At 58.8% G+C, this 17,805-nt stretch carries 12 protein-coding genes; 3 read left to right on the top strand and 9 right to left on the bottom strand.

Annotated elements, in window-relative coordinates; all coding sequences use genetic code 11:
• Nucleotides 1–260: 260 nt before the first annotated feature.
• The 7 genes from ACYJL1_RS17300 to ACYJL1_RS17270 all read right to left on the bottom strand — a co-directional run bounded on the left by ACYJL1_RS17300 (nt 261) and on the right by ACYJL1_RS17270 (nt 12,173).
• Nucleotides 261–1,238, bottom strand: a complete 978-nt coding sequence (locus ACYJL1_RS17300; protein WP_460898176.1) for a hypothetical protein — start codon at nt 1,236–1,238, stop codon at nt 261–263.
• A gap of 215 nt (nt 1,239–1,453) precedes the next feature.
• Entirely contained in the window at nt 1,454–2,962 is a 1,509-nt protein-coding gene (locus ACYJL1_RS17295; RefSeq protein ID WP_460898175.1) for a hypothetical protein, read from the bottom strand.
• A 240-nt stretch (nt 2,963–3,202) separates the two neighbouring features.
• Entirely contained in the window at nt 3,203–5,278 is a 2,076-nt protein-coding gene (locus ACYJL1_RS17290; protein WP_460898174.1) for an AIPR family protein, read from the bottom strand.
• 2 nt (nt 5,279–5,280) lie between these two features.
• Complete coding sequence (locus ACYJL1_RS17285) at nt 5,281–6,273, bottom strand: PD-(D/E)XK motif protein (protein ID WP_460898173.1); 993 nt, start codon at nt 6,271–6,273, stop codon at nt 5,281–5,283.
• The gene (locus ACYJL1_RS17280; RefSeq protein ID WP_460898172.1) at nt 6,260–8,986 is read right to left on the bottom strand and encodes a Z1 domain-containing protein; all 2,727 of its coding nucleotides are present in this window, start codon (nt 8,984–8,986) and stop codon (nt 6,260–6,262) included. Before ACYJL1_RS17280 ends, ACYJL1_RS17285 begins: the two co-directional genes overlap by 14 nt.
• The gene (locus ACYJL1_RS17275; RefSeq protein ID WP_460898171.1) at nt 8,979–10,448 is read right to left on the bottom strand and encodes an ATP-binding protein; all 1,470 of its coding nucleotides are present in this window, start codon (nt 10,446–10,448) and stop codon (nt 8,979–8,981) included. The genes ACYJL1_RS17280 and ACYJL1_RS17275 overlap by 8 nt, the downstream gene beginning before the upstream one ends.
• Nucleotides 10,449–10,562: 114 nt before the next feature.
• Nucleotides 10,563–12,173: a DNA cytosine methyltransferase gene (locus tag ACYJL1_RS17270; RefSeq protein ID WP_008126518.1), complete on the bottom strand. Its 1,611-nt coding sequence runs from the start codon at nt 12,171–12,173 to the stop codon at nt 10,563–10,565.
• A gap of 76 nt (nt 12,174–12,249) precedes the next feature.
• Here ACYJL1_RS17270 and ACYJL1_RS17265 point away from each other — a divergent pair, with 76 nt between their 5' ends.
• The 3 genes from ACYJL1_RS17265 to ACYJL1_RS17255 are packed head-to-tail and all read left to right on the top strand — an operon-like array spanning nt 12,250 to nt 14,325.
• Nucleotides 12,250–12,780, top strand: a complete 531-nt coding sequence (locus ACYJL1_RS17265) for a very short patch repair endonuclease (RefSeq protein WP_460898170.1) — start codon at nt 12,250–12,252, stop codon at nt 12,778–12,780.
• Nucleotides 12,781–12,839: 59 nt separating this feature from the next.
• The gene (locus ACYJL1_RS17260; protein ID WP_008126514.1) at nt 12,840–13,451 is read left to right on the top strand and encodes a type IV toxin-antitoxin system AbiEi family antitoxin domain-containing protein; all 612 of its coding nucleotides are present in this window, start codon (nt 12,840–12,842) and stop codon (nt 13,449–13,451) included.
• Complete coding sequence (locus ACYJL1_RS17255) at nt 13,444–14,325, top strand: nucleotidyl transferase AbiEii/AbiGii toxin family protein (RefSeq protein WP_460898169.1); 882 nt, start codon at nt 13,444–13,446, stop codon at nt 14,323–14,325. The genes ACYJL1_RS17260 and ACYJL1_RS17255 overlap by 8 nt, the downstream gene beginning before the upstream one ends.
• Nucleotides 14,326–14,328: 3 nt before the next feature.
• Here ACYJL1_RS17255 and ACYJL1_RS17250 read toward each other — a convergent pair whose 3' ends face one another.
• Entirely contained in the window at nt 14,329–15,630 is a 1,302-nt protein-coding gene (locus ACYJL1_RS17250; RefSeq protein ID WP_008126512.1) for a hypothetical protein, read from the bottom strand.
• Complete coding sequence (locus ACYJL1_RS17245) at nt 15,631–17,769, bottom strand: ATP-binding protein (protein WP_460898168.1); 2,139 nt, start codon at nt 17,767–17,769, stop codon at nt 15,631–15,633. It lies immediately after the preceding gene.
• Between the last annotated feature and the right edge of the window lie 36 nt (nt 17,770–17,805).

Here is a 17,805-nt window from a genome sequence, read left to right as displayed (position 1 = left end):
TCCTTTGAAAATGCCGATAATAGGCTAATTTTCGCCGATTTCGATTGTAGCGCAGATGTCTACAATTCCTATTAAAGTATTGTATTAAAAGGATTATCCACTGAGCGCATTATACTGCAGGTCGGCTGCGTGCCAGAACGTCTGGCGCAACTCGCAAGGTATTTCAGCGTTTTTGTACAAACTGCCCGAGCATATTGAAGGTTCAAGGATTAAAGCACGCAGCCTCGGCGTTCGCGTCCGGCATAACCGGCCGCCCCTCGCTAGGGAAGCCCGTCAGATTCACCCGTCTGGCTGTGAAGGGACTGATCGTTGAAGAGCATTTCTCGCCTGATGACGAAGCTCGTGAATTCCATGAGATTCTTCGGGTTACCCGCGGCTGACGGCATTGCGCATCCCTCGATACCGTCCGGGTCCAGCTGCGGAATGAAGTGAGACGTCACGGGCTGCGACGCGACAACCTTGCCTGCATGGAGATATTTGGACCGTCGTTGATAGCTTTCCTTGAAAATTCTCTCGACACCCGGCCCGAGGTGCTTTCTGCCCAGATCCACGACACGCTGCGATATCTTGTACGTTGGCTGACTGCATGCGGGGCAGCTGGCAGGATTGCTCAGAGGCAAATCAACGGCTTCGAGCGCTGACACGAAAAGCGCCATGGCGACGTCATGGGCTTCCGGAAGGTTGCGATATATGCCCGTGGCCCTGTGGAAGATGCTCGCCGCGCGCGTCAGACGGTTGTCGCCAGTCCTTTCTTCAACAAGGTCCTCGCAGAATCGCAGCTGCGCAACGCTGAGCCGGAGCAGACGATCTATCGTGGGAAAGTCATCGAGCCAGTCTTCTTCGACCAGAAACTGGTTTGCATCTTCGTGCCGGGCACTCACTTCACCCTCTCTGTCATGAACCTCTTCGAAGGCGACATTGGTCATGCAGGACAGGGCATCCATCAGTGGGACAAGGCGTACAGCGAATTCGTGCCGAAGATCGGCATCGTCGAAACCCCTGACAGAGATACCAATCTCCGACTGTCCATTGGTCAGCGGCCCGCAGTTCCAGTTGCTGCCGCGGTAGTGAGCAAGCGGGATCTGAGGGAATGTTCTGACCTGGGTCGACAGGAAGTGCTCACTGGGCTGGTCCTTGCGTTTGAAAGCCTCCTTCACACACGCCCGGAGCATCTGTCCGATGTCGGGATGGATCTCTTTTATTCCGTATTGAGGATTGAACTGGACCGCCGTGATCACGCCCACCTTCCTATAGCGTATGCTCACCTCCACGCCTGTCGGAGCTGTCGTGCCGAGAGACATCCATCCAAACCGGACCAGTTGCTGCGAGCCGGTTCGACGGGGTGTATATTGCCAGCCAAGTCGCCCAAATCGATCGCGAAGACTTGCCCAGAGCGCGCGCAGAAAAAGGTTGGAATCCGCCAGGGAGGCTAGTTTGAGCTGGTCGACAACGATCACAGGACACCGGAAGTCAATGTGGAAACAATGGGTTCAGCCGCCGCAGTCGGCATGCCGCATTGCGATAGGAATGCCTCCGAAAACTCCACATGCGCGCTCCTGCCGTTCATCGCGACCTTGTATGTCGAGATCATCAGCCCTTCCGCCTCGACTGCAGAAACGAGGGCCGCACTCGGCTTTCCGGGAAGGAGAAGAACGCGACGATGATCGGACAGATCCAGCATGCGGCTGTAGAGAACGAGCTGGCCCACCCCCTCGTAGATGTCAGCAGCCGATGAGCTGGTCTTGATTTCGATGAGAATCCTGGACGGTCCGCCAAGGATGATACCGTCGACTTCATAACCTGCGTCGTGCCGCAGCTTCACAAGATGAAAGCCCGCCTCTTCAACGACACGGCGCAGCGCAAGCCATACCTCGCCCTGACGTCTCAGTATTTCCTTTTCAGGAGTGGCATCCTTCGCCCGCTTGACGAACACACCGCCCTTTTCGTCCGACGCCCATGTCGGCGGTGCGGGCTGCGGGAGAACCAAGCCTTTTGAGAGAAGGCGAGCTCTGGCGCACGCGTGAACGAATTCGCCCGTCTGCCGTCTGATTTCCTCGGCGCTGCCATCGATGTCCGCAACAACATACCAGTCGCGGGCGATCTTGCTGACGGCGCCGGTAACGATCACCGGCTCAAGGCCGCTCAACGTTCTGAACTTCGCGCCTTCGACCTCACCGTCGGAATCCGGGTTTGGACGCAGCCGACCCTGCCGGAGGACGAAGCGGCGGCCCTCCGTATCGGCAGCAACGCTGACGAGGCCATTGGTATCGGCCGCCGCCCCGGGTGAATTGATTTCTACCGACCAGGGCTTTCCAGAACTGTGAACCCCCAGCTGCACATCGAATGCGCCCGCTCGCTTGTCGGATGCCGATACCTTCAACATCACCATCTCTTCGCTCATCCAGAGCCGGTTGCCCTTGTCCGGACGTGTTCCCTGCCTCAGCGCCTCGAGCCATTTACCGAGGGCTGCAACGACGTCATCCAGCTCTGGTATCATTTCAAGAGGCCGAACCGCGAGACGGCCGGCCAGAGCCTGCTCCAGGTCTGCCGCTCCCCGCGGAGGACCAGGCAAATCCAATGAAAGCGTCATCTTTCTCGTGTTGTTTCCACCACTCGCCTGGTCACTCTCGACCCGACCGCCGGCGGTTCCCAGAGCCTTGCGAAGCTTGACGCTATCCGTGCCCCGAAGGCGCAGGGGAAAAGGAAACGCCCGGGGCTCGAAGCTCGGGTCGATGGCCTTTTCAAGAACAAGTTTCAAAACGCGATCGCTCGTGATCTGCGCTCGCGTCAGTGTCGCATCGAGATTTGACAGTCTTTCGAGGACGATTTCGACGCCGGCTCCATACTGGGAGTTCCGTCCACGTCCGTCCCCTGATTCGAACGTGATCTCGAAGGTTGGATGCGCGCCTCCGACGCTGAAGGTCGAACGAAGCTCGAGGCCGTTGTTGTCGAGGGGTTTCAAGCGCGCTCCTTCAAAGTATTGTCAGCAGCTTATTCAAATTTCGAAGAGGCTTTTCAAGCTTCTTACGTGATGGGACCGAGGCGGCCGCCCCGGTTCCCGTTTCTCGAGGTTACGACAGCCCCTACTGAATGGGAGATCAACTCCTGCAGACCGAGCAAAATTCTGAACGTCCATAAAGATCCTGCGCTGGCCAGGGTGTCACCATGGATACCTTCGAAAGCCTGCGTCCGTTTCGTCACCTCATGCAAGCGCAGAGGCCTGAAATCCGTCGGCCTCGAGGCGCTGGAGTATCTGCAATAGCCGGGCGCACTGCCGCTCTGTCGGTAGCCGTCTCGGAATGCCCGCGGCGACTGCGAGGATCGATGCTTCGTCGGGTGACAAGGCTCTCCGGCGGGTACCCCACCCCTTGACCTCGGACCAGAACCCGCCGCCACGCCTGAGGACCTCGGTCTGCGCCTCGATGCCGTTCAGCATTCGCTGGTCGCGCACTGCGCTCCTTCTGTTCGCACGATGTTCGTCCCGCCCGACGAGCGTATCCTCCCAGTCTTCCGGCCAGGATACCTGCAGGGCCTTGACCCTCGCCCAGCACGCCTGCTGCTTGGCCCACTCAAGCGGATTGGCGATTTCTCCCGGTCCTCCGGTGATCACCGCATGCACAGCTTCCAGCGCGCAGCAGAGGGTGCGCTCGAGAACATCTGTCAATCCCTGCCGTCGCCAGACTTTGTCAAGGTCAACGACACCATCGATCCTGGCAGCATCGAACTGTAGTTTTGCGATGGCATAGGGCACCACGCGGGACCTTATGCCACCGCCCTGGTACCAGGATTGCCTGGTGACAAGTCGCTCTGCCTCGCGGAATACGATTGCCTTTGCTATCGACTGGCGGAAAAAGTCCTCGTTGAACGCGTCCGAACTCTTTTCCCACTCCTTGCCGATGCTGTCTGCGAAATGCACGAAGTTCTTCTGCGAGCCCCTGCTGACGATCTCCGGAAACCCGCGCCAAGGATTGAGGAACTTTGCGAGATCCGTCTTGTCGATCATCTGGCTCTTCGGAAACTCGACATCGAACTTTCGTTTCTGCGCCGTCTTCAGCAGGTTCTTCGCGTCCTGGTACTGGCCCCGGGCCCGTTCGTAGAACCATTTCGATTCTCTGAATGTCCCGTCCGGTGACGGCGCGAAGATTCGCCTCGAAAATTCTTGAAACCGGACATGGAAGGCATGATTTGCGAAGAAGTCGGCCGCATTCACCTTGTTCTGGCTGTTGGCGAACTCCGAAATCTTCGGGACCACGTCGGATGCCATCGACTGCTCGACAATCGACAGCTTCATCTGAACGAAGACCTTGTCGAGACCCGGCTCCTTCTTTCTGCTTGCAGCATGGATCGATGCGGTGGTCTGTCCCCCGTTGACGATCTGAAGGTTGCTGATCGAGGCGATTGACAGGGTCCCGGCGTCCTGCGTAAGCTTCACGCTCTCGGCGGTGGCCGTTATCCCATTGTTGAACGCAAAGAACATTTCCGGATCGCGTTCTATGGTTGTCCGGATTCCCTTGTTGACGCTGCCTCTGGCTTGAAGAAATACGCGAACATTCTGCTCCAACAGCTGGGCACCCCATCGCTCGTAGATGGCAGCGAGTGTGGTTCCTGGGATGACGACAAGGTAGGCCTCGTAGCCCGCCTCCGAAAGGTGCGCCGGGAGTGCTGGGATTGAGCCCCCGAAGTCTTCGGCGAGATCGATCTCGATCTCCTCTCGCCCATGTCCGGAAGAAACGAAACGGTGCAGTCGTGCGATGTCCCATACCGAGTATGCGACGGGAATGTCCCGAAGCTCGTCCGATTCCCTCCCTTCCACCCTGCTGCTCAGCTGCCGATTGGTAATGAGGACGAGCTTGATCTTGTCAATGGTGTGCCAGCGCTTCGCAATCATGTCCGCGACACCGAAGCCAGGTGAAGTCTCTTCCAGGCCCTGCCTGAACGTCGGGTCGAGCGCCTTCAAGATGAAGTTCGTAAGCCTCTTGAACGCGGCGTCCATCTCCGCACGGGAAAGCGACCTGATCTCCGAAGCCTGCGAAAAGTCCACGATGATGAGCGTGAGCTCACCTTCATTCGAGTTCGGATCGCCTGCATAGCCATCAACACGCATGCCGCGCGCCGACTGATAGAGAGCGCGATCTGCAGTGTCGAGTTCACCCGCATCGATCAGTTGCTTGCAGAAGAGATCGAAGAACGCATCTTCCGTAAACTGGCCCTCGGCATCGGCAGATGCCAGCACTTCCTGGAAAAACTCGTGGTTGAACTCTGCCAGCTCCTCGGACACCCTCACCCCCCGCTGAGACATGATCTTATCGACTCTTCCGCCAGAGCATATTCCTGACACTCCGACAACGCTACCGTGTATTTCACGCGCGCAACCCCCGGGACGCAGGAACTCGCCGTCAGTCGCGGAAAGCCATCGCGCACCTGAAAGATTTCGAACTGACCCTCGACCCATAGCGACGTCGAATAGTCGTCTTCCCATCGAAATCCTGCAGCCTGCAGCCGTTCGTCGAGCAGAAGCAGGGCGCCCTGATCAAGATTCTCGATCCTGGTGCGGATACCGTTGGCGTAGTCGTTAAGGCTTCTCGCCCCCGGATGGCCAGACTGCGCTTCGGAAAGATGCACGACATGGAGAAACAGCTGTTCGAGGCCGGCATCATCCAGCTGATGCTCCGAGGAGATGACGACGGCAGAGATGGCACCGGCGCGTCGCGTCTTGACCTCGACCGCTGTCAGGCCGATCTCGAAATCCTTTGGTGCATCCTTGGGGCCGATCCAGGCGAGCAGCGCATCGCTCGCGCTCATGACGGGAAGAAAATGCCTGTCCAGAGTTATCAGTTCACCGATGAGACCCTTCTGTTCCTCCGGGGACAGAAGTATGGATGAACCTCCACGAAGCAGGTGATGCCAGCGCCATGTTCTGGCCACCGCTCGACCAAGGGCGTCGGTCTCGCTGATCGCCTGGGACGTGGATGCGAGGATACTGTTGCACAGCTCGAGGAAGATGTCCCTCAGGGAAGCGTCGAGCAGGCGGATGAGAAGACGCCCCCCGTTCCCGTCTTCGCGCGACTGGGTTGCTACCTCGATCCCGTGTAGCCGCGGGAGCGACACGACAGTTTCAAGAGCGCGTTGATGCTCCAGGAGAAGCATATACCTCCCCGCCAAATCCTTGGCCCAGAAGAAGTCCCATCGACCACTGGCATCGACGCGCCGGGCACTGGCTGTTTCCGTTCCAACGGGGGTGCTCAGATCTTTCCATGGATCACTGATCGTCACCCGCCATCTCCTCCTCGTCGCCCTCGTCACGGAAGTGCTCCCTGATCCAAGTGGTGTTCACGATGTACTCCACGGTGTCCTCCTCCTTTGCCGTTCTCGGGAAGCTGATGCTGTAGGCAACCACGGGCTGCGGATCGTCGGCCACCTTGGCAGTTTCCGGATCAACTCGCAGGAGGTGTACGATCAGCAGGGGGCGCCGCCGAACAGCTCGGTAGATCTTGTCCGGGAAGTTTACGCGCTCGCCCGCAGCCGGCAGCTTTCCGTCCCGCTTGAGCTTGGCAAGATGATCATCGCGCGCCGATGCGATCTCGTCGACGTCAAGACCTGTCGCTTCGACGCCGCGGGAGGCAACACGCTGCTTGTTCGTTATATGCAGCGTCTTCTGGTTGCTCTGCTTCCCGGCGGTTCGGCGCTGCCGGTTCAGCGATATTCCGAGATTTTCATCAACCGTGTCGTCGGTACCCCGCTCAACCCCGGCAAAGAGAATATCCCAGCGCTCGAGCTCGTCGTCAGCGCGAGCAAGGATATACCGCCGGAGAGGATCTCCGTCCGTCAGCAAGGCACCCTCGTGGTTCTGGAATTCCTTCAGAAACTGCAGAACCGGGGCAACGGGCGCTCCGGTCAGCAGCCTTCCCCCGGTGACGGTCGCGGCTCCCGACAACGGATGCCCCCCTTCCTGCAGGCCGGCCGCGAGATTCTTCGCAGCATCAAGGTTGCGCTTCAGCTTGTCGTTGGTTCGATGGAGAATTGCGGTTTCGACGAAACTGTTGGCAAGACCGACAGAGACAACCAGCCGTTCCCCCGAGCCCATCTTGTTCTTTGCCGTGACAAGCAGCGTGTCCGGGTGGCTTCTCACCTTGAGACCGAACTGCTCGGGGGTGGCATTCGCGGCCTCCATCCGCCTCAGTTCGTCCCTGAGCTCGTCGATCGACTCAGCTACATGGGCATACCAACCCTCTGCCTCTTCCGGCATCCAGACCCGGCAAAGATCATCGTAGCCCGGTCTATAGCCGAACCACCGGCCCATCTGCATGAGCGTGTCGTACATCATGGAATTGCGAAGAAAATAGCTGACCGTGAGGCCCTCGAGGGTGAGCCCGCGCGAAAGGGAAAACCCGCCGACGGCAATGACGTTCAGGCCGGAGCCCTCATGATCGGCATAGGCGAGGTTGCCGGCGGAACGGCTGTTCACCTCGACGACGCTGATCGGCGCAGCAGACGAATGAAGAGCCATCTGCACTTCGCTCCACTCGGTCCCCGACGTGAGTGAATACTCCTCCTGCCAGACCGCGTGAAGCGCACGGATTTCCGGGTCTCTCAAGGCGTTCCGCTCGGATTGAGCTCCGTTGACGCTGATACTCGCCTTGATGGCTTCAAGAGTGTCATGGATCTCGTTGCGAAGCTGCTGCTGAACGTCCGTGAACCGCGATGCATTCACGAGCATTGAGTTGTGCGCCGATTGCTGACCCCGAACGAGGCGAATCGCTCGCGCGACGATGAAGGTTCGGATAGCCTTGAGCAGGCTGTCGGGCAGCACGGTGATCACCGTATCCCTGGGATGCTTGAGAGGAAGGATTTCGTCGTGATCCTCGATGTGGCGAATGATCTGCTGTGGTTCGTCGAGGAACACCCTGTTTGCACCGAAATAATTGGACGGTGGATCAAGACTGACGATGAAGTTCTTCGGGAACAGGTCCTCGCCCCTCATCTCGTCGAAGGAATCGGGATCGATGAAGATGTTGGCGAACGGTGTTGCGGTATAGCCGATATAGCAGCTGCGGTCGAAAAGCTTTAGAAGCGACCGGATCTGCCCGTTGATGTTGGAGACTGCACCTTTTCCGTGCTTGATGTTGATGGACGCATTATCGGCTTCGTCATCGATGACGAGCATCGGAGCCGAGATTGTCCTGGCGCCACGCTTGCGATTGTAGTTTCCCAGCCACTCGAGGAGAATGCCAAGCGTACTGCTGTTCTTCTTTATTACGAAGACCGCTGGTACGGAGAGGGAGTCGAGATTGCCGCCACCCTGGCCGGCGCCGATCGAATTGAAATCGCGGACGGAGGTGGTGAATGTCCACGGATGGCGTGAGCTGTCATAGCGCCCGACGCCAATGATGCGGTCACCCTTGGTTGAGCCGAGACGGGCGCTGTCCCTGCCGACGAAGCCCTCGTCAATTCGCAGCTGCGTCTGGTTGCGCAGGTTGTTGTGTATCCCGGCTATGACGATGATGAGCTTGTAACCTGCGTCGGCGGCCTTGCAGATGAGACCCGTGTAATTGGCGGTCTTTCCCGATTGGACATGGCCCACGACCATTCCCCGGCGGTCCCATTCACCTTCCTTCCGGGGATTTTCCATCAGGCCGAGGATACGATCGGTCACCGCATCAAGTGTCGCCAGAACCTGCCCTGAAAATCTTTTTTCGACGAGGAGCCGCCGATATCTCATCCAGTAGTAACGGTCCATCGTCGGCTTTTCGCTCTCGAGCCACGGCGTCCATTCCTTGTCGACAAGCACCGAACCAATCTTCATCGATACGCCGTGCTGGGCTTCGAGCTCGCGAGCGAGCCTTTCGGCGTCTGCGTCATCGACCTGGCAGTCAGGTACCAGCCTGAACTGGGTGATCCACGATCTTATCGTTTCCGGAGTTGGCATCGCCGCCCTCGCGATGAACGGCTCGACGGCCATCCGCAGATTTTCGTAGTTCTCAGTCATCTCCCCTGCCCCCAAATCTCTCGTTCAGAATGTCTTCCGTTGCAGCCCAGTGCGATCGGAACGGCTCGGTCACCTGCATCATCAGCCTCACCTCTTCGGCGGAGGTGCCTGAACTGATCAGATTCTCTGCTGTGAAGTCGATGATCCTGCGCAGGGTGTCATCCGGGATTCCGACGTTTCGCACGTTCTCGGGCTCGCTGCCCATGTCTGCGTAGAGGCTCTCCATCGGGATCGTTGCTTCGATGAGGACTGTCAGGCGATCGAACGCTGCCTTCTGCTCCTCGCTGAGAGTGCCGACGAAACCCGAGATCAGCGGATGCTCTGGATTCAGCCGATAGGAAATCTCATTCTTGTCCTGGTGCCGGTTCCATACCGGAAGGCGGGCATCGGAAACCAGCTTCCTGCCGCGGGCGGTGTATATTCGCTTCGAAGTCGCACCGATCGTTTCAATGATGCGACGAAGTCTCTCGCGAACATTGAACGGAGGCTGGGCCGATGCCTTCTTGACGTCGATCTTCCACTCGGCATCGAGGCCCGTGGGAATATCGATCTTCACACGAGCCAGCTTGGTCAGCTCCGTCTGCCGCGCGAGCCCGAACCATGTTCCGTGAATGATGAGGCGACGTGCCCGGTAGACGTAGAAGCCTTGGTTCTTGAGGTAGCCGGCGCGACCTGCATTGCGTTCCCAGTCCGTCGCAGCAAGCTTCTTGTGGTGGGGAAGCGTGAAGCTCTGGATGGTGACAATGTGCCTGCCGGAACGGAATTCCTCTGTCGGGCCGACTATTGTCGCCGTATTGCTCTGATCGAACGGATCAAAGGCCCTGAGTTCGCGATTGTTGAGCCGCATCTGCACACGGGAAAGGCCGCGCTCTCCCGAAATGTATCGATGGAACACCAGCTCGAGGTGTTCGCGTGCCAGTTCGAGTGCACGGACGAGATCGCCTTTCGGGGCAAGCCGGTCCAAGGCTTCCCAGATCACGAGGGTTCCTTGGCTTCCAAGCTGATCACTCCATGGCTGGGCCTCGCTCTGGTCAGGTAGCTGCAGGAGCCATTCATTCTGCTCCGCCACGAAGTCGAGGTCCCAGATCGCTGCAGATCGCACGCCGTCCTTGGCAGTGATCACCGTCAGACGCCTGCATTGTGAAAACGATGCAGTCTTCAGTCCCAGACCGAATCTTCCGAGATCCGTGCCTGTACGCTCCTCCAGGGGATTTCTGCTTCCGGGCCGCATCGCTGCCATCAGCTCGTCCGGGGACATGCCGCTCCCATTGTCCAGAATGGCAATCTTCGGATCATCGCCCGCGGTGTCCGCAAGAATATCAATCAGGTTGGCGCCGCTTGCGAGCGAATTGTCGATGATGTCTGCGAGGGCTGTTTCGAGCGAGTAGCCAATGTCCCGCAAGCTCTCGATGAGGGTCGCAGCAATTGGTGCAGCCGGAAAGGTCCTCGCCTTTTTTTTCACGACGCCGCCTGCCCCGATCGTATCATATGGTGATGGCCGGCTCGGTCCCCGCCTGGAAGCGGGGCTCGCAGGGACTCGAAGAGTTCCCCTGCTCCCGGACTGGCAATGTCGTGATCAGGCGACATTCGACAGTCTGGCCCTTTCGACTGGTTCCTCTGCAGCGTCGGTATGTGCTGTGAGAATGGAAAACAGCGCCTCGCCGATCCAGCGGGCGAGAAGGGGCGGAACCGCGTTGCCGACCTGGATGTACTGCTCCGTCCGGTTTCCTTTGAAGAAGTAGTTGTCGGGAAAGGTCTGAAGTCTGGCGGCTTCTCGTACCGAAAGGCTGCGGCACTGAAGCGGATCCGGATGGATAAAATAGTGCCCATCCTTGGAGATGTGACTTGTCACCGTTGTCGACGGTCCACCGGCAAGCTGGACACGGAAGCGATCGGCGAACTTGCCGGTATTCCAGTTCTGATGGTTCGGAGATAGCTCCTCGGGGAAATCGGTCGCCTTGGGTGATCGACCTACCACCTGAGCAAAAACCGCCGCGAAGAAATAGCGTGCAAGGTCGCTTGGCATGTGGCTTCGCGTTGCATGGTTTGGAAGGTTGGACAGTTTTTCATCAACAAGCCAGCGCCGCAGTTCGGCGGGGCATTCGGCGGAAATCCCGTTTCCCCAGGCTTCACGACCCGGAAGCCGGTTCATCCCCCTTAAGGCGGCGAGACATTCTCGTGCCCGGTCAGTGAAGGACAGCTGCAGGTCGTCGCATTGACGGATGTCGAGATCTGCCACGAGGGCCATGGCATCTTCAACCACGACACGCCATTCGCCGTCGCCATCGATGCCACGGCTCAGCCCGCTCCTGAGCTTCGGCATGCCGTCGAGGACATGCTCAACAGTCGTCTTCAGAGTGTGGCGCACCATGAGGTCAGCCAAGGCCGCTGTCGGCAGACCTTCTGCGACATCGGCGCGCAGTCCCACAACAATGACCCTGTGACGGGCCTGCGGAACGCCGAAATCCTCCGCACGCACGATGAAATCGGCAGCGCGTGGTTCGAAGGCCGACAGATCCAGCTGGCGGCGCGATCTCGGATCAAGCGCAACGAGCCTGTATTCGTTAGCCCGCGGCCTTTCTCCGCGAAGGTCGCGAAGGACCTGATCGAAGATCCGGTTCTCGCCATCCACGGATGACGACAGCATGCCCTTGACGTTCTCCATGACGAAGGCAGCCGGCTGCAGTCGATCGAGAATGCGGATGTATTCCTTGTAGAGGAAGTGTTTCTCATCATCGCTGGCGATGTAATCCTTCTTCCCCTGATTGCGAGCTCGGCCCACGAGTGAATAGGCCTGGCACGGAGGACCGCCGATCAGGATGGAATTGCCACCGCTTTGCTTGCGGATCTCGTCGATGCGCCCATTGAGCCGCTGCTCGGGATCTTCCTTGCCCAGCTCCAACTGCCATGCTTCATCCACGGCCCTAGTCCATTCCCGCGGATATTCGGTCGCCCAATCCGGTTCATCACCGCCGCGCATCAGGAAGTTATAGTACTGCGCAGGGAGCGCGCCATTGAACTGACGCAGGAAACTTCTTAGACGCAGGGTGGAATGTGCAGCCCTTTCCTTCTCGATGGAAAGAGCAACGTCAAAGGCGCGCTCATTCCCGATGCCGGGAACGCTCGAAAAGCCTTCCGCCAGCCCCCCTGGCCCAGCAAAGATGTCGACGACTGAATATGACGGCAAGAATCACGCACTTCGGAGTTGTAGACAATATCTGCAATGAATATCATCTTCGTGTGGAAATGATAGGCAAAACGTCATGATCGACGTAGTGAGTCCAGAAAAACGGTCGCAGATGATGGCTGGTATCCGCGGCAAGAGTACGAAGCCGGAGCTGACACTTAGACGTCATCTTCACGCCGCTGGTCTTAGATTTCGTCTCCACGATCCGGATGTAACTGGTCGGCCTGACCTTCTGTTCAAATCGAGAAGGGCAGCCGTGTTTGTCCACGGGTGCTTCTGGCATCGGCACGAGGGCTGTCACTGGTGCACCACGCCGGCATCGAACCCCGAGTTCTGGGCCGCAAAGTTCGCTCGCAACATAGCTCGCGACCTCGAGGTTCGTATTGCCCTGAACGCATCCGGCTGGCGGGTGGGTACTGTCTGGGAATGCGGCCTGCGCTCCCCATGGCTCGCGCTGACGCTGGAAGAGGTCACCTGCTGGATCAGGGACGGAGCGGAAAATTTCGAGAGTGCTCTGGTGCGGCAGCGACGCGAGACAGAGAGTCCACAGTGGACAGAAATGTTACCTATCCTGGGTGAAAAATGCAATTACACCCAGGATAAGTAACAAATAATGTGTTACCTATCCTGGGTCCAGATTCGAACTGCACCCAGGATAGGTAACAAGTGGCCGCATTAACACAGCAGGAAAGACTGCGCGATTATATCGCCGAACACCCGATTGTAAGGTTCTATGAGCTGCGAAAGGCTGGCATATTCGCGATGACAATCGCCCGAGCCGTAGAAGCCGGAGAGCTTGTCCGACTATCGCGCGGGCTGTACCAGCGTCCGGATGCCGATACGGATACGCTACAGGCTCTGGCTGAAGCAGCAAAACTGGTCCCACAGGGCGTCGTTGCTCTGACTTCAGCGCTGGCCTTTCACGGTTTGACAGATCAGATTCCCCGCGAGGTGTGGATGGCGGTAAGCCAGAAGGACTGGGCGGTTGCGCCCACGTATCCGCCTATAAGGATTACGGAATTCCAGGACGCTTACATGAAGCAGGGCGTGGAGCATCATCAGATCTCCGGAATCGCAGTACCAGTCTTCTCAGTCCCGAAGTCGCTTGCCGATGCCTTCCGGAGCAGGCTCGTTGATCGATCGGTTTCTATAGAAGCGCTGCGTGCAGCGCTCCAACAGAGAAAGGCGAGCCCCGCGGCCATAACCGAGACCGCCATGGCGAACGGCGCCTGGAGGAAGATGAAACCGTATCTGGAGGCGCTGACCTCGAATGGCTAGGGAAATCAGAAACAGGGCGGCTTCCATCAAGCAGAAGCTCAGCAACCTTGCCCGTCGTGAGGGACGGGTCTTTGAAATTGTCATGGTCCGATATGCCCTCGAGCGACTGCTCTTTCGGCTATCGGTGTCCGACAAGGCCGATCGTTTCATCCTCAAGGGTGGCATGCTTGTCACTCTCTGGCTGGATGGAGACAATCGCGAGACCCGCGACGTCGATTTCCTTGGATACGGTCAGGCCGACGGAGACACGCTGAAATCGATCTTCGCAGACATAATGGCAGCTCAATCCGATGACGGGCTCGTCTTCGATATCGACGGGCTGCAGGCGGAGGTCATCCGGGAGGAGATGGAGTACAACGGAGTGCGACTTCGCACGATGGCCCTGCTGGAGCGCACGCGAATACCTGTCACGATTGACATCGGCTTCGGCGATGCTCTGACGGGAACCGAGATGACCACCTACCCGTCCCTGCTCGGCATGGAATCTCCACGCATCCGCAGCTATCCTCCCGCAGTCGTCATTGCCGAGAAATTCCAGGCAATGGTGCAGCTCGGCGTCATCAACGGCCGGATGAAGGACTATTTCGACCTCTGGGCCATCCCTCAGGTCGCGAGCATCCCGGATCTGGAGCTCGATGCAGCGATCAGTGCGACGTTCGAGCGCAGACGAACGCCAATCCCGTCGGCACGACCACCGGGTCTGTCCAGTATGTTCTTTGAGGATATCGGCAAGCAGGCTCAGTGGCGAAACTATGCCCGGTCGATCCAGGTCACTGACTTGGCGCTTGGCGAAGTCACAGACGCGATCTGGACCCTGGTCGGCCCATGCTGCGCCCGCCTGCTTGCCGAACCGGACGTCGACAAGAAGCCCTGATCGCTAGAAGCGAAGTGTCCCCGGTCGCATCGCATGCGAAGCAACGTGAACAAGGATCGTCGTCAGCAGCTGTTCGCGCAGCCGAAGCGTGGCTATCGGCCAGTTCTGAAGCTCCTGTGCCACGGTCGTCGTGCTGAAACGCGCATGGATCAGAAGACTGACCGGCTCCTGATAGCCGTCGAGCTCGAACTTCTCGTCGCAGACGTGGATCGCCGGCGACCGCTTGTTCTGGGAAAGCGCCGTGCTCGGGACCAGAAGACCAAGAAGCAATGGAATGGGTCCGCTCTGACTCTGGGCCTGGTCGCAGGCAGCACCGGCGCGCACAACAACCAGTTGTCCCTCCGTCCGACGTTCAGCTCTCAGCTTGAATTCCCGATCACGGAGATGGTCTGCCGCGACGCCGAACCTTGCATTCATGGCGGCGTCGCTCAGCTGATCGTTCCCGAGAGGAACGATCGCACCCCAGTCGTGCCGGTTGACGGGCTCCGCCGGTGACACGGCGAGATGGAGCATTCTGTTCATTCGCGCCTTCTGGGCAGCCTGAAGTTCCGGTCCCTGAGGGAAGGTCACCGCCTGCTCCCACAGGGCGTTTGCATCTGCATCCTGGGGGCGGTTCGCTATTCGATCTGAAAGCAGCGGTGCGAGGGCAGCGGTTACCGCGCCTTTCCTGTCATTCCGGGCATTGGCATTGCCCGCCGAGGCGACGGCAATATGACTGAGGACTCCATCCAGCGCGCCGGCATATTGCGCAACGGTTCGCTGTTCGGCGGGCACCAGGCCGCCGATGACCGCCAGGGTCTCATTCGCTGCCGCGAGAACATCGCGTTCCCAATTTAGAAGCGCCTGGAGCTGAGGCATGGAACCGACGCGCGCCTCGATTGCTTCCTGCAAACCCGCCGCATCCCATACTGCTCCGTGTCGAAACTGAACCTTGTCGAGTGCAAGCACAGCGATAGGTTTCTTGGACGCGGGCAGTATTTCTTCGAGACGCGCTGCGAGCGCCGCCCTCTCGTGCTCATGCGATGTCCACAGGACAAGCAGGTAAGGGCCATGGCTTTCTGGGACACAACGATCAAGAAGCCCTGCAAGAGTGTTGTAATGCTGCACTCCGGCTGGCTGAGCCTTCACAAGATGCAGATCACTGAAAAGGACGCGCAGCCCCTTGAAATGCGCCGGCTTCGGAAGATCAAGCGGATCGAAACGAATTCCGATGCAGGGCGCACCCAGAACATGAAGGGCATCAACAAGAGTTGCGAGTTCAGAGAGTTCATCGTCCAGAACGATATAGCGTGCAGGCGTAAACAATCAGGCTCTCCCGAAAACGAGCGCTGCGACTGCCCCGTCATAGCCGTCAGGTACCTCCGCCTGATCCATGGTCGGAAATACAAGTCTACCTTCGTTCAAATCCATCACCAAGTTCGCAAAATAGAGCCCAAGACCGCTCCCCCCTGGTCGCCGGGTAAAGAACGGGCTGACCATGGTCGCGGGATCATCGAGGAAACCGGTACCGTTGTCGGCTACCACGATGGCCGGGCCGCCCTCGTAGTCAGGGATCACATTCACGTAGATCCGGCGTTCGCCTGGCTCGGGATGCCGCACCTTGACCCAGTGCACCGCATTGTCGATCAGGTTGGTGAGGGCGCCCAGTACAAGCCCCGAGGCAAAGGTTGCGGTCGCGTCTGGGCCGTGATCCTCTAGCGCAGGGCATTCGAGCTTGATGCCATGCAGTCGAAAGCGCAGTAGACTCAGATCGCGAGCCGTGCGGACCATGTCTCTCAGAGACCCCGGTTTCGTCGTCGTGTTTCGAAGAAGCTGCGAGGAGGTCTCGAGCACGCCCTGCAGCTGGCCGGCCTGATCGCGAAGACTTTCGATCGTCATGCTGGGGTCATTGATCGAACCTGTCAGAACCCTGACACCACGCTCGACCTCGTGGAAGATGATCGCCAGACCCGCATGCGACACGCCGGAGCGTGCGAAGTTTTCGCGCAGGGTCTGATAGTCCTCCTCGATCCTGCGTATGGTCGGCTCAAGCACGTCACCGACGCTGTTCTCGCGTGCGAGACGGCGAAGTTCGGTCAGCGGGCCCGCCAGTCCCTGTGGCACGTCGCTCGCACCCCCGGTCACCTTGCGGATTCGCTCCTTGTCGAGGTTGCGCTCAACCTGCAATATCCAGAGCGCGCCAAGAACGACGCGTCGCAGGCGCTCGTATGCAGCAGTCTCGACAAAACCTTCGCGGTTCGTCTTTTCCTGCAATCCCGGGCTTTCCGCTAGGCCGAGATCGACAACGCCGATCGTTATGTTGCGGCTGAGGCGTTTGGTCGGCTCGTTAACGCGGCGCAGATCGAGGCCAAGCCAGTCATCACTGGGTTCACCATAGTTGTAGACGCGGACCCCATCGCGATAGACGCGCACACCGCCGTTCTGGTTCAGGAAGCGCTCGAGAAAGCGGGTGTCGCCGTAGTTCGGCAGGACCTTCTTGTCTCGGTCGAAGATGTGGAACTTTCCTGAGACCTTGCCGATGCCTTCGAGAGTCGAAGGATTGGCAGTAATGCGGGCCCGGCGCTTTGGTCTCGGTTCATCGATCGGGTCAAGGTCGTCCGGCTCGTCCGCAGGCGGCACCTGAAAGTGAACTTCTTCCCGTTCGGAGACGCGTCCTTCCAGCTTGACCCCCGGGATGCCGACAAACTCGTAGCGATAATGCAACCGCGAACCGTCGAAGTCGAACTCGAAGCGGTACGGGGCCATCGCGAGAAGCTGGCGAAGTCCTGGGAGCGTTGAAAGCCACTCCGGATGTTCGGGCACCTCCAGCTTGACCTCGAAATTGCCACCTCGGTCTCCAAACGGCGAGGCTATCGATGTAACCTGGCGGTAGAGGTCGCGGATCGTGCCTCGCGTCCAGTTTTCGCTTCTCAGGCGCGTGACCTCGATCAGCGTGCCCGTACCGGACGAAAATACTTCCGGCGCACGCTCGCGGACGGTAATTTCCGCATCGTTCAAATAGGTTTCCTGGAGCAGTCTGTCCCAGTCGAATTCCGCCACGCACTCGGGTTGTCCTTCGGCTCTGGTCACGAGCCTGATCGTGTCGCCGAGCTTGTGCACCGCGAAGCGGCCAACCCCCTTTTCACCGAGCGGAAGACGCTGAAACTTTGGAGATCTGACAGCACTCCCACGCTCTCGCTCGCGATGGTCGTCGCCCGGAACAAGCCAGATGTTCTCGATGACATCCAGAGACATACCCTGGCCATCATCCCTGATCGAGATGGCAGCGTCCGGCGTCTCTAGCTTCGTGAAGGTAATCGTCACCTCGCTCGCATCAGCATCATATGCGTTCTTGACAAGTTCGAAGAGCGCCAGCCGTGCCGATCCGATAAGTTGATCACCCAGCAGCTGAAGCAGGCGGGCTCGTGGCCTGAAAGCGCGTTGTAAAATGCGTTCGTCCGTCAAATCAGATCCCCAATCTAATGTCCCTGTCTATCAGAA

Source organism: Phyllobacterium sp. K27 (assembly GCF_054796155.1).
Note: the sequence above shows the minus strand (reverse complement) of the source record. Positions and strands in the feature narration are given on the sequence as shown.

Bases quoted from the DNA above. Each gene is read 5' to 3' on its own strand.
- ACYJL1_RS17255 (WP_460898169.1), top strand. From the start codon at position 13,444: ATGGCTAGGGAAATCAGAAACAGGGCGGCTTCCATCAAGCAGAAGCTC.
- ACYJL1_RS17265 (WP_460898170.1), top strand. From the start codon at position 12,250: ATGATCGACGTAGTGAGTCCAGAAAAACGGTCGCAGATGATGGCTGGT.
- ACYJL1_RS17280 (WP_460898172.1), bottom strand. From the start codon at position 8,986: ATGACTGAGAACTACGAAAATCTGCGGATGGCCGTCGAGCCGTTCATC.